The sequence below is a fragment of the Chloroflexota bacterium genome (assembly GCA_020161265.1).
Lineage (GTDB): Bacteria > Chloroflexota > Chloroflexia > Chloroflexales > Herpetosiphonaceae > Herpetosiphon.
Genome location: JAIUOC010000005.1, coordinates 272,546 through 286,085, shown reverse-complemented (window position 1 = coordinate 286,085; position 13,540 = coordinate 272,546). Strand labels below are relative to the sequence as shown.

Sequence of the window (13,540 nt, the reverse complement as noted above, 5' to 3'; positions counted from 1 at the left end):
GATCGGTTGTTGGGGGGCAGGGAAAGTATGAATGATGAATTATGAGGGATGAATGCAGAAGAAACAGAATCAAGCAAATTTGGGCCAATCTGTGGCAAAAACGGCCCTTCTCGATCTTCGCGTTCTTTGTGGTTTCAGCCTTCGTTCCCTTCGTGTCATTAGTGGATCAAAACCGATCCCCGATTGCCAAATACCGCTACAATAACCCAAGCACTCTGCTAGTGTAAGGACATTATTATGAAGAAGCTTTTGAGTGGCATGCTTTTAGCTGGGGTGATTGTGGGCTGTGGTGGCCAAGCAACTCCAACTGCTGTTCCGGCAACAGCGACCAACCAAACAACCCCAACTAGCCAAGCCTTGAATCCAACCGCCACTGCTGCAACTGTGGTTGATAACCCAATTACACCAACCCCATTGCCAACCAAACCAACAGCCCCAATCTTTACTGCTGACGATGAGCGTTGGGCTGGCCGTTCGATCTACTTTATTATGATCGATCGCTTTGCCAATGGCGACCCAAGCAACGACAACGCCGATGGTTTTGCAGCCGATCGTAGCGACCCACGGCGTTGGCATGGCGGCGATTTTCGCGGCATTATCGAGCGGCTCGATTACATCAAAGGCATGGGCTTTGGTGGCATTTGGATCACGCCAGTCAGTAAGCAAAATTCAACCAATGCCTACCATGGCTACTGGCAATACGACCCCTACCAAATTGACCCGCATTTTGGCACGCTGGAAGAATTGCGCGAATTGGTCAGCGAAGCTCACAAACGCGATATGTTGGTGATGCTCGATGTTGTGCCCAATCATATGGGCGATTTCTTGCCTGGCTCGAAAGCTGCTCCGCCATTCGATGACCCAGCCTGGTATCACAACAAGGGCAACATTCAAAATTATGGCAATCAACAAGAGGTTGAAGATGGCGATTTGCTAGGGCTTGATGATTTAGATCAGGATAATCCTGCTACCCGTGCTGAATTACTCAAATGGATTGCTTGGCTCAAAACCGAAACTGGGCTTGATGGCTTGCGAGTTGATACGGCCAAACATTTGCCCAAAGATTTTCTACGCGAATTTGATCAAGCGGCCAATACGTTTTCGCTGGCCGAGGTATTTAGCAGCGATGCTGGCTATGTTGCGCCCTACACCGAATTTAACGATGCAATTTTGGATTACCCCTTGCATAGCGCCTTCAAAGAAAGTTTAGTCGGTGGTCGCACCCTGTTGGTAATTCAGCGGGTGCTCGAAAATGCCGATCAACAGTATCGCAATGTCCATGTCAACGGCACATTTCTCGATAACCACGATAACGAGCGCTTTTTATGCTTGGCAACCGGCGGCCCCAACGCCGATAAAACTACGCAATTGCGGCATGCTTTGGCGGTGCTTTATAGCTTGCGTGGCATTCCGATTGTCTATTATGGCACCGAGCAAGAGCTAAAAGGCTGCAAAGATCCCTTCAACCGCGAAGATGCCTTTGAATTGAATGCGACGGATGTACCAGTTTATCAATGGATCAGTCAACTCAATCAGATTCGCCAAGCCCATCCAGCCTTGCAACGGGGCATGCTCGAAAGCCGCACAACTGCTGGCGATGCATGGGCCTTCCAACGCACGGCTGGCAACGATACGGTCGTGGTTTGTATCAATAACACGTGGAAACCACTCGATTTGGCAGTAACTGGTTTGACTGAAATTGCTGATGGTGAGGTTTTGACTGATGCGCTTGGTGGCGGTCAAATGAGCGTCAAAAGTGGCGAAATGAATTGTGCTTTGCAACCAAAGCAAGTGCTGATATACACCCGCTAATGCTGACAGCAAGCCCAGCGCCAAGCCTGAAGCTAGTTTGGCGCTGGAGTTTGTTGGCTACAGCGCCTCTATTTCGCCGCGCAAACGACCAAGGGCTTGCTCGACGCTGGCTAGTTCGTTGCGAGCGTGTTGCAGTTGCTCGTTTTGAAATTTGACGAAGCGGGTATAAGGCGCAACGGTTTCAGTCACGCGCTCGATCGATTGATCGATTTCAGCATAGACTTGTTTGCTCAACGAGCGCACAATTTTATCGCGCAGTTCGCTAACTTTTTTGTGAAACTCGCGCTTGGCCTGGGCACGTTTGGCCGGAATCAAATAGGCTCCGCCTGCGACTGCCAACACGCTCAAGCTGATGCCGGTAAAATCGAGTAACGCTCCGTGCGCCAAAATCACAAATAATGCGCCAAAGCCGACCGCGCCAACGCCAGTCAAGGCGGTTGTGGCAATTGTGCCTTGCAAATCCATGGCTAATTGTTTAGCTTCGGCATCGCGATTATAGCTTTGCACAATTTGGCTGGTGCTACGGCCAACCGAATCGATCAACGATTGACGGTTGTAGTTGAAATTTTGACCAACATTGCCAACCATCTCATCTTTATGGCGCGAAATTTGGCGACGATCGATATAAGCATTAACATCTTGCCACAGTTTGAGATTACGCTCGATCAACCAATCGATAATTTGCTGGGTGATGCGATCAGTTTCAGCATCGAGATCACCCACCACTTGATCGCGAAAACGTTGTTCAAGCAAATCTTTTTTGATTAAGTCACGTGCTCGGCCCAAACGAATTTGTTCATCGAAAAAGCTATGGCCACGCTGCTCAAATTCGTGAATCAAATTTTCGAGCTGGGCAATCCGCGGCGTGAAATCACGTTGCATATCAGCTTTGTAAACCTGAATTTGGCCCTCGATATTGTTGATCGCCTTGATATCTTCGCTTAGGGTATGCAAGCGCTCGTCGGAAGCAGTGCGATAGGTTGTGGCCAGTTTTTGACCAACGCCCAAGGGATTGAGCAATTTGAGCCGTACCCGTTCACCTTCATCAAGTGTGCGCAGCAAATATTCTTCCATGGCATTGAAGCCACTTTCGGCCCAGAGCTTGGGGTCGTCGTTTTCGCGGGCACGTAAGGCCGAGCGAGCCGAAACCGCAAAAATCATGGGGGTGCTGCCCAGCAAAGTTGTGGCATTACTCCGCACAAATTCAAGCACTTCACCCCGGCCTTTTTCATCGAGAATATCGATTTTATTGATCACCAAGATGATTTTTTTGCCCCATTCGCGAATATGCTCAAGGAAGGTGCGCTCGCTCTCGGTAAAAGGTCGATCGGCTGACGTGATAAATAAGACCAGATCCGAGCGGGGCACAAAGCGTTTGGTCAATTCCTCGTGGCGGCGAATAATTGCATTCGTGCCAGGCGTATCGACGATATTCAAATCGCCAAGCAAGGGCGCGGGATGGGTGCGCAACAACAGAAAATCTTCGAGCAATTGCGAATCTGGTTGCTCGCCAAAACGCAAAATATTAATGCGATCGGTGGTTGGCGTAACCCCTTCAGGCAACACACGATCGCCGAGCAAGGCATTGATAAAGCTCGATTTACCAGCGTTGAACTCGCCAGCAACCACAATTAAAAAGAGTTCGGCCAGTTGTTCAGTGGCTTCGCGCAAACGAGCAGCATCAGTGGCAGTCACATCAGCGCCAAATTGCTCCAACGCATGATGCAAACGATCAAATAAGCTTTGCTCGGCAGCGCGTAGCTCAGCTTCACGTTCACCAAGAATGGATTGAGCGCCAACATGGGCCATGGATTAGTCCTTATCTCTATGAGTAGGGTGCTACTCAATCTGACTGTGATTGCTCACCTAAAGTTGCAATCTATTGTTGATTAATCACAACTCGTGCCATAAACGTGCCCTCACCCCCAACCCTTCTCCCGCAGCGGCGAGCGAGGGGCATTTGGTTTCGTGGTTCCCCCTCGCTCGCTTGCGGGAGAGGGGGCTAGGGAGTGAGGGCATGAAAATCGAGTGATTAATTAATCTAAACTCAATTTATAGCCAAAGCCGCGCACAGTCAGCACAAAGCGTGGCGCAGATGGATCGATCTCGATGCGCTGGCGCAAACGATAGATCAAGGCATCAATGGCATTGTAATCGTAGACCTCATAATCCCACACGCCAATCGCAATTTGCTCTTTGCTCACGACCTCGCCACGGCGATTGTAGAGCAACTCTAGCAGCTGAAATTCCTTGGCAGTGAGTTGTGGGTCAAGCCGTTTACCCCGCACATAAACTTCCTTGGCTGCACTATCGACGTGCAATTCAGCTTGATCTTGGGTAGCGATCCGATGCATGACCACGGGTGGCGGTGTGCCCTTCATGGTTGCTTCGGGATCGCGAAAAATGATCACTGTATCGGCGACCCAAACTTCGTCGTTATTGCGTAAGGGTGCGAGGCCATTGACCTTAACCCCATTTAAATAGGTTCCGTTGGTGCTATCGAGATCGCGAATATAACAGCCGGCTTCATCGCGTTCCAAGCGGGCGTGACGGCGCGATGCTAAACGATGATCGATGACAATATCGTTGGCCACATCACGCCCGATGGTGAGAATGGTTTGTTCCCATGGCATAAGTCGCGGTGGCACATCTTGGTTCTTAATTGTTAGCGATGGCACAGGCTGATCGCTCATAAAAAATTCCTCCTCAAACACACGATGCATGGAGAGGCGTGGTATGGTATGCTAGAGTCTTAGTCAGAGACAAAGCAAAAGGGCTATGCTAGAATGTGACGCGATTCTAACATAGGGCTTCTGAATGCGCTAGAGGCGCAAGGAGCGGGCGTTTGACTTCTTGGAATGGTCGCCAATTTGGCAAGTATATTTTGCACAACGAAGTTGGGCGCGGTGGTATGGCCCGCGTTTTTCGTGCGACTGATACCACTTTGCAACGAACGGTTGCACTTAAAATTCTTGCACCTCAGCTGGCGAGTGACCCTGAATCGAGCCAGCGCTTTGAGCGCGAAGCGATTACCGCTGGCAATTTGCATCATCCTAATATTGTAACCATTTTTGATGTTGGTGAGGCCGAAGGCTTGCCCTACATCGCCATGGAATATATTGCTGGGCGTTCGCTCCAAGCAGCCATCGATGAACAAGGTGCGCTTGGGTTGGGCTATGCCGTGGCGTTGTTAATGCCCGTGGCTGAGGCCTTAGATTATGCCCATTCGCAGCAAGCAGTGCATCGTGATGTCAAACCCCACAATATCTTGCTCAATGCCGATGGTCGGGTGTTATTGACCGATTTCGGCATTGCTCAAGCACCAGTTGTTAATGATAAGCGTCTAACCCGCGCCGGGATGTTTATGGGCACGCCAGAATATATTGCCCCTGAACAAGCCTCAGCTCAGTTGGTTGATGGCCGCTCCGATTTATATGCTTTAGGAATTGTGGCTTTTGAAGTGATCACTGGCCAAGTTCCCTTTACTGGAACGGTTCCAGAGTTGCTGGTTGCTCACACCTACACGCCGCCGCCAGCGATCACCAGCCTTGTACCTGGCTTACCAGCGGCTTTCGATAAGGTCTTTGAGCGAGCATTGGCCAAGCAACCAAGCGACCGCCCGCCATCGGCAGTTGCCTTTATCGATGCCCTACGCACGCTCTCCGGTCGAGCTGGCATTACGATTCCTAGCAAAGACGATTTGCGCGGCTTGGCGGTTCCGGCTGGTTCTTCAGCTGGCAAAGCTACTGTGGCGATAAATGCGCTGCCATCCTTGCAACGCCAACATGATCCGAACGCTCAAACCGATGTTGGCTCGATTCAGCCGCAAGCCCGACCTGCCACACCTGTGCCGCAACCTGTGCCCCGCCCAAGCAATCCGAATCCAACGGCACGAGTTGCGCCGAGTGCTCAATCGCGGCCTCAAGCTGCTCCGGCTCAGCCCCGCCCGCGCCCAACGCCGCCAAGCAGTAGTAATGCTGCACGGCCTCGCATGCGCACTCGTCCGGTGATGCGCACGGCCACAACCAGCGATCCTTTAAAAATTATTTACCCTGTCGCGATCATTATAACCCTAGCTGTGTTGGGGATTGTATTCTGGCAACGGATTGGTCAGGGCAATCGCGGTTTGATTTCATTGCCAACTGCCACCCAAACCAGCAGCTTATCAGGGCCATTTGTGCCCGAATCGACGCGGATTCCCACGGCGATTCCGAGCAATACGCCTGAACCAACTCCAACCGATGCGCCAACCGAGCCGCCCAGCGCCACGCCTGAGCCAAGCGCAACTGTGCCATCGAATACACCGACGCGCACAATCCAACCAACGCGCACCGTGCCGCCGACCCGCACCACCCAACCAACGACGGTTGTGCCATCGAATACACCAGTTGAGCCAACGCCAATTCAAGCAACGCCAACTGATGTGCCACCGCCAACCCCAACCAATGGCCCAACCGCTGCGCCAACCCAAGATCTGCCAACCGTGACGAATCCTGGGGTTGAGCCAACTGTGGTTTATCCGTTGCCACGGCCTGCGCCGTCGCCGATCTCCTGAGGTTGGCTGGTGAGTTTGCGTAATTTGCCAGCGGTGCATGGGCTGATTGGCCTGCTAGCCGAGCGTTTTCCCGAATTGCCTGCCCAATGGTTAGTTGAGGCTGCCCGAACGAGCCTTGAGCAGGCTCGCCACGCGATTCGCAACCATGCTGCTGAATGTTCAATTGAGCAGATTTTGGCCCATGCTGAGCGCTTAATCCTCCAGCGCCAACAACCTCCACTGCGTCAAGTGATTAATGCTACCGGCGTGATTTTACACACCAATCTTGGGCGTGCGCCGCTCAGTGCTGCTGCCCATCAGGCCATGATTACGGCCAGTGCTGGCTATAGCAACCTCGAATACGATTTGGCGCAGGGCGAGCGTGGTTCACGCAATAGTTTGTTGGAGCCACAACTGCAACGCTTGACCGGAGCCGAAGCGGCGTTGGTGGTCAATAATGCGGCGGCGGCGATGCTGCTCTGTTTGAGTTGTTTCGCCCAAGGCCGCGAAGTAATTGTGAGTCGCGGCCATGCAGTTGAAATTGGCGGCGGCTTTCGAATTCCTGATATTTTGCGTCAAAGTGGTTGCACTTTAGTCGATGTTGGCACGACCAACCGCAGCTATTTGCCCGATTATACGGCAGCGATCACCAACCAAACCGCAGCGTTATTGCATGTCCATGCCTCGAATTTTCAGGTGCTGGGATTTACCCACGAGCCAAGTGTGGCCGAATTAGCACAAGCCGCCCATGAGCATCAAAAACTTTTGATTTGCGATCTTGGCAGCGGCGCGTTGTTGGATACCCAGAGCTTTGGCTTGGCAGCTGAGCCAACGGTTGCCATGATGGTTCAAGCCAAGGCTGATTTAGTAGTGTTCAGCGGCGATAAATTGCTTGGTGGCCCGCAAGCAGGGCTGATTGTCGGCAAACGCCAGCTGATCGATCAACTGCGCAAACATCCATTATTGCGGGCGCTACGGGTTGATAAATTGACGATTGCCGCCTTGAGTGCCACGCTTATGGCCTATGAAACCGAGCGAGCGAGCAGCGAAATTCCAATCTGGCGCATGGTGGCTAGTTCGCTTGATGAATTAGAACAACGCGCAATCCCGCTGCTGGCGCAATACCCCGCTGCCCAACTTGTGGCAACTCATGCTACCATTGGCGGTGGTTCGCTGCCTGGCTCAAGCTTGCCAAGCCGAGGGCTAGCCCTTGACGGCGCGGCTGAAGCTTTGAGCAAACAACTTCGTGCCAACGACCCACCCATTGTTGGCCGAATTCAAGCGCAGCGCCTAATCCTTGATCTGCGGACTGTGCTACCTGAGCAGGATGCAGTGCTTATGGCGGCGTTAGCAGCCCTCGATCCAGCCTAACCTGTCATAGAGAGGGACGCAACCTATGACTTCGAATCAAGTGGCGGCACTGCTTGAAACAGCGGTGGCGGCGTTATATGCTGGCGACCGTCGCAGCGCCCGGGTTTATTTAACCCAAGCTTTAGCCCTAGAACCCTATAACGAAATCGCTTTGCTTTGGCTGAGTGGCGCGGTTGAGTTGCCCGAACAGCAAATTGCCTGCTTGGAGCGGGTGCTAGCGATCAATCCCTATAACCATGCAGCGATTCGCGGTTTGGCCAGTTTGCGCGGCCCACTTGAGCCGATTGTCGCTGAGCCTGAGCCATTGCCGCCGTGGAGCCCGCCTGAGCCATTGAGTTTGAGCCAATTGGCTGAATTGCCAGTCTGTTGTTATGCCTGCGATGCCCAATTGTATGCTAGTGCGACCTTTTGTTGGCGCTGCCATGTCCATGTGCGCTGCTGTGCCAATTGTATTTTTAATCGCTATGTTGAATGTAAAACCGAGCAAGCAATTCAATCGGAGCAACTGCCCAACTGTTGCCCATGGTGGCGACCAATTTAAAAGGCTAGCTTTTGACTTCTCTGGCCCCTAATGCTAGCATGGCGGCTATCTGAATTGATTGTATATAGCAGCAATGAGGCAGAATGCGATTATCAACCAAAGGTGAATATGGCGTGCGAGCGTTATTTGATTTGGCTCAGCACTATGGCGAAGGTTTGGTGCAAAGCCACGAAATTGCCGAGCGTCAAGCTATCTCAGAAAATTATCTCAATCAATTGTTAATCGCATTACGCAAAGCTGGCCTGATTACCAGCGTGCGTGGCCCTCAAGGTGGTCATCAGTTGGCTCGCCCGCCCCAAGCAATTAGCTTGCTTGATGCCATTTTGGTGTTGGAAGGGCCATTGTTGCCAACACCCGAAGGCGCAAGCCTCGATACCTTCGATGCTGGTTTGTTGGGCGAAGTTTGGGGCGAATTACGTGCCGTGATCGAAGGCCATCTCAGCGAAATGACCATCGCCGATCTCTGTCAACGTAAACACCAGCAACTCGATTCGCCGATGTATTATATTTAGGTATCAGGGGCTAGGAATCAGGGGTCAGGAGTTGGCTTGATTTATGGTTGATCTTTTATTTTACATTCCTCGGACTAGTCCCTAGCATCTGACCCCTGACCCCCTCTTCTTATAGTTTTTATGGAGCGTTCATGGCTTCGCCAACATTTGAACAAGTGCAAGCATGGGCTGCGGCTGGCTACACCCAATGTGCAGTCTATCGTGAGTTAGTCGCCGATTTGGAAACGCCAGTGTCGGCGTACTTGAAGGTTGCTCAGGGCCACTATAGTTTCTTGCTTGAAAGTGTTGAGGGTGGCGAGCAAATTGGTCGCTATTCATTTATTGGCTGCGAACCACATTTGATTATTCGCGGTCTCGGCCAGCAAAGTATTATTGAAACTGCCAATGGCGAACGTACCAGCTTTGATGATCTGACGACGCTTGATCAATTAGAACGCTTGGTGGTTGGCACGCAACGCGCTAACCCTGCGCCTCAACCTGATTTGCCACGCTTTACGGGCGGGGCGGTCGGCTTTTTGGGCTATGAAACTGTGCGTACTTTTGAACGTTTGCCTGCGCCAACCCTGCGCCCCTTGCAAATTCCCGATGGCGTGTGGATGGTGGTCAAAACGGTTTTGGCTTTCGACCATGTGCGCCATACGATCAAAATTATGAGCACACTGGTGTTCGATTCGGCGGTGGATTTGGCGACTCAATTTGCCGAAGCCAACAAAGCCATCGAAGCCATGACCAAGAAACTTGTGCGGCCATTAGCGCCCGAAGTCTATAGCTCAAGCGCTGCCTCGCCCAGTTTGCCCGAACTCAACGAGCAATTGCAATCAAATCAATCATTTAGTGAATTTAGCGCCGCGATTGAAAAAGCCCGCGAATATATTCGGGCTGGCGATATTTTCCAAGTGGTCTTATCGCAGCGTTTTCAGCGTGAAACCGATGCCGAGCCATTTGCCGTCTATCGAGCACTGCGCACGGTCAATCCATCGCCCTATATGTTCTTTTTGAATGTGCCTGACGCGGCAATTATTGGGGCATCACCCGAAATGTTGGTGCGGGTTGAAGATGGCATTATCGAGACCCACCCAATTGCTGGCACACGCCGCCGTGGACGTGATGCCGATGACGAAGCACGCATGCAGGCTGAATTATTGGCCGACGAAAAAGAACGGGCTGAGCATTTGATGCTGGTTGATCTTGGACGCAACGATGTGGGGCGGGTTTCGCTGCCTGGCACCGTCCACGTGCCCAAATTTATGCAAATTGAAAAATATTCGCATGTGATGCACTTAGTTTCGGTGGTCAAAGGTACTTTGGATACTTCGCGCTACTCGCCATTGCATGCCTTACGCGCCTGCTTCCCTGCTGGCACGCTGACCGGTGCGCCCAAAGTGCGGGCCATGGAAATTATCGCTGAATTAGAGCCAACCCAACGCGGGCCATATGGTGGTTGCGTTGGCTATGTCTCGTTTGGCGGGTTGTCGCTTGACACAGCGATTACTATTCGCACAATGGTTATCAAAGATGGAGTGGCCTATATGCAAGCGGGCGCGGGGATTGTCGCCGATAGCGATGTTAAATTGGAAGATCTCGAAACCCGCAACAAAGCTGGTTCGCTGATTCGAGCCTTGCACGTCGCCGAGATGTTGGAGTTGTAAATGAGGGATTAGGGACTAGGAACTAGGGGTCAGCATGTATCCATTGTTTGGTTTGAATGATAAGTTAGCTAGGTATGAATTGCTATAAACTCAATAATCTAGCTACGTTCCTGATCCCTAGAGCCTGACCCCTGACCCCTCGCAAATTATGGACGCATACCTTGATATTGAAACAACCTGGCAGCGCACGATTAGCGTGATTGGGATTTACTTGCCCCGGCGTGGTACAGTTCAACTGGTTGGCGCTGGGGTTAGTGATGTTAACTTGTACGCGGCCTTGGCAGGAGTCGAAACGATCTATACCTTTAATGGAGCAAGTTTTGATCTGCCAATTATTTACAAAGCCTTGGGCGCAGATTTAAAGCGCGAGTTTGGGCATTGCGATCTCTTGCGCGAATGTCGGCGGCAAAATCTGCGCGGTGGCTTGAAAGTTGTTGAACAAAAGATCGGAATTGCGCGTTCTACCCATGGGATTGATGGTCGTGATGCCTTGCGTTTGTGGCAAGCCTACGAAAACTATAACGATCAAAACGCTTTAGATTTATTATTACGTTACAATCGCGACGATATTATTCATTTGCCACGTTTGCGTTGTTACTTACATAAACTAGCTGAGCCTGATTTGCACCCGCATGTTACGATTTGGCATGCGTCTGAGCAATCGTTGCTGTCGCCATTGAGCGACGAGGAGTATTAGTGGGGCGATGAGCGAACAACCACGAATTCTCAATAATCGCTATCAATTAGAGCGAAAACTAGGCCAAGGCGGCATGGCAACGGTCTATCTTGGGCGCGATTTGCGACTCAATCGACCAGTTGCAATTAAAGTGTTACATGGTCAATATGCCAGTGATGAACAATTTTTGCGCCGCTTTAAGCACGAAGCCGATGCCGCCGCCCAATTAGGGCATCCCAATATTGTGCGGGTATATGATATCGGGGCTGAGGGCGATCTGCACTATATTGTAATGGAATATGTCCAAGGTACCGATCTCAAAGAAATTATTTCGTTGCAAGCACCCTTGCCAGTGCCCCGCACCTTGGCGATTGTGCGTCAAGTGGCTGAGGCCTTGCAAGCAGCCCACGATAGCGGCTTGGTGCACCGCGATGTCAAGCCGCAAAATGTCTTGATTGATGCTAATGATTATGCGCGGCTCAGCGATTTTGGCATCGCCAAAAGCAAGCAATCTTCGGCATTAACCGACCCAGGTACAACCTTTGGGACTGCCGATTACCTTGCGCCAGAACAGGCTCAAGGTTTGGGCGCAACCCCACTTTCCGATGTCTATGCCTTAGGCGTACTGACCTATGAGATGCTGACCGGACGTTTGCCGTTTAGTGGCGATTCGCCTTTAGCCGTCGCCTTGCAGCATATCCAAGCAGCGCCGCCACCTTTGCGCAGCTATAATCCGTCGATTCCACCACAGCTTGAGGCGATTGTGCTCCAAGCGATGTCAAAAGATCCGGCTCAGCGCCCACAATCGGCGCGGGCATTTGCCGAGTTATTGCGGCTCTATCGTGAGCGCGGCAACCAAGCGACCATGGCTGTGCCTTCGTCGAATGCCGGGCGTTTGCCGCAAACCCCAGAGCCTGCCGAGGTGCGTCCGCCCCGTCAACAACCAGCGCCGCAAGCGCGCCCGCGCCAAAATTATGCTCCGCCCTTGGCAGCCCAACAGCCCGTGCCAATGAACCAACCCCAAGCACGTCAATCGTCTGGTTGCGGCTTATGGGTGATTGCCACCTTCTTATTGGTTGGGATTGGCGGTTTGGTTTATGTGTTGATGTTTACTGATGTGATGCAATCGATCAGCCAGGCTTTTGGTGGAAACAAGCCGACCCAAGTTACGCCAACTGGTGAGCCAACTCCAGCCCCAGAGATGGTTGAAGTCCCCGATTTGGTTGGCAGAACCGAAAGCGAAGCGCTTGATCTGCTCAAATCGCTTGAGCTTGGCGAACAACGTAAAGAGCCACGCAACGATCTTGCGCCAGCCGCAACCGTGATCGGCCAAGATGTTGCTGCAGGAACGAAGGTTGCCAAAGGCACGGTCATTCCATTTACCTTGAGTTTGGGGCCAGCCCAAGTTGAAATTCCCGATGTAACCCGCCAACAATTCGATGCGGCCTCGGATGCGTTGATTCGCGCTGGGTTTAAAGTTCGGCGCACTGACACGCCCGATCAAACCATTCCGGCAGGCTTTGTTTTGCGCCAAAATCCGCCAGCGGGCTTGAAATTGGCCCAAGGCAGCGAGATTGAATTGGTCGTGAGCGTCGGCGATCTGGTGATTTTCCCTGATCTGATTGGCCGCCAGCGGGCTGAGGCTGAGGCGATTTTGGCAACGCGCAGCGATTTACGCCTCGATATTGTTGATGAGCAAGGACCAGATTTGATTCCTAACTTTGATAGTATCGCGGCGAATACGGTGGTGAGTGCGACCGCCAATGGTCAGCCAATCGATAATGGAGCCTTGATTCCTCGTGGTAGCGTGATTGTGCTTGGGGTGCGTCGCCCATAAGACCAATGGTATCGGTTGAACTGATCACAAGATTGATCAACAGGAGGATTCCAATGAGCCTTGATCGCCAAGCGGCATTTGAACGCCTCGCCAACAATGAACGTTTGACCGACAATTTGACTGATGTGACGGCTAAAGCGCTGTTGCGTTGGGCTGAGCAACAACTTCAGGCTGGGGTGGCCGAGGCCGATGTACTCCAAGCGGCGCGTCAAGCCAATCGTGATGATATTGTTGAGGTAAGCGAGGTGCTGGCAGCAGCCAATTCAGCGCTGAATCAAGCGCATCAAGCGATTGTTACTGAAACACCGCAAACCGCCGAGCCAGCTGCCCAAGTTGGTCAGGCGGCAGCCAATGCCCTAAGCCAATTAATTCCAAGTGTGGTCGCACAAATGAGCAAGCTTGGCCAGAATGTGCTTGATGGGGCAGGTCAAGCCGCCAAACAAAGTGTGATCGCTGCCAAACTCGACCGTATGGGCCAAATGTTGGGCGCAAATGCTCGACCTCGCTCACACCGCATCAAGCGTCGTCGTGGTTGGCGAGGATAAGAACATAGAGCATAGAGCATAGAGCATATATGGGGTTAGAGGTTATAAGATTATTCGTGCAAT

Annotated in this window: 11 protein-coding genes; 9 read left to right on the top strand and 2 right to left on the bottom strand. The window is 52.0% G+C overall.

Annotated elements, in window-relative coordinates:
- The first annotated feature begins 237 nt into the window (after positions 1-237).
- Positions 238-1,812: an alpha amylase gene (locus tag LCH85_13315; protein ID MCA0352969.1), complete on the top strand. Its 1,575-nt coding sequence runs from the start codon at positions 238-240 to the stop codon at positions 1,810-1,812.
- A 57-nt stretch (positions 1,813-1,869) separates the two neighbouring features.
- On the opposite strand, the gene LCH85_13310 is transcribed toward LCH85_13315, so the two are convergent.
- A complete protein-coding gene (locus LCH85_13310; GenBank protein ID MCA0352968.1) occupies positions 1,870-3,621 on the bottom strand; it encodes a dynamin family protein in 1,752 nt (583 codons plus the stop codon).
- Between the two features lie 227 nt (positions 3,622-3,848).
- Positions 3,849-4,505 carry a winged helix-turn-helix domain-containing protein gene (locus tag LCH85_13305; protein ID MCA0352967.1) on the bottom strand — a complete coding sequence of 219 codons (657 nt, stop codon included), beginning with the start codon at positions 4,503-4,505 and terminating at the stop codon, positions 3,849-3,851.
- 152 nt (positions 4,506-4,657) lie between these two features.
- On the opposite strand from LCH85_13305, the gene LCH85_13300 reads away from it, so the two are divergent.
- From LCH85_13300 to LCH85_13265, 8 genes are all read left to right on the top strand, one after another.
- Positions 4,658-6,367, top strand: a complete 1,710-nt coding sequence (locus LCH85_13300) for a protein kinase (protein MCA0352966.1) — start codon at positions 4,658-4,660, stop codon at positions 6,365-6,367.
- 9 nt (positions 6,368-6,376) lie between these two features.
- Positions 6,377-7,717 (top strand): L-seryl-tRNA(Sec) selenium transferase, encoded by a 1,341-nt coding sequence (selA, locus tag LCH85_13295; protein MCA0352965.1) that lies wholly within the window; start codon positions 6,377-6,379, stop codon positions 7,715-7,717.
- Positions 7,718-7,742: 25 nt separating this feature from the next.
- Positions 7,743-8,258 carry a tetratricopeptide repeat protein gene (locus tag LCH85_13290; GenBank protein ID MCA0352964.1) on the top strand — a complete coding sequence of 172 codons (516 nt, stop codon included), beginning with the start codon at positions 7,743-7,745 and terminating at the stop codon, positions 8,256-8,258.
- An 83-nt stretch (positions 8,259-8,341) separates the two neighbouring features.
- The gene (locus LCH85_13285) at positions 8,342-8,770 is read left to right on the top strand and encodes an Rrf2 family transcriptional regulator (protein MCA0352963.1); all 429 of its coding nucleotides are present in this window, start codon (positions 8,342-8,344) and stop codon (positions 8,768-8,770) included.
- A gap of 131 nt (positions 8,771-8,901) precedes the next feature.
- Complete coding sequence (trpE, locus tag LCH85_13280) at positions 8,902-10,419, top strand: anthranilate synthase component I (protein MCA0352962.1); 1,518 nt, start codon at positions 8,902-8,904, stop codon at positions 10,417-10,419.
- Between the two features lie 148 nt (positions 10,420-10,567).
- Positions 10,568-11,116 carry a ribonuclease H-like domain-containing protein gene (locus LCH85_13275; protein ID MCA0352961.1) on the top strand — a complete coding sequence of 183 codons (549 nt, stop codon included), beginning with the start codon at positions 10,568-10,570 and terminating at the stop codon, positions 11,114-11,116.
- Positions 11,117-11,123: 7 nt separating this feature from the next.
- Positions 11,124-12,932, top strand: a complete 1,809-nt coding sequence (gene pknB, locus LCH85_13270; protein ID MCA0352960.1) for a Stk1 family PASTA domain-containing Ser/Thr kinase — start codon at positions 11,124-11,126, stop codon at positions 12,930-12,932.
- A gap of 53 nt (positions 12,933-12,985) precedes the next feature.
- Entirely contained in the window at positions 12,986-13,477 is a 492-nt protein-coding gene (locus LCH85_13265) for a hypothetical protein (GenBank protein ID MCA0352959.1), read from the top strand.
- Positions 13,478-13,540 lie beyond the last annotated feature (63 nt).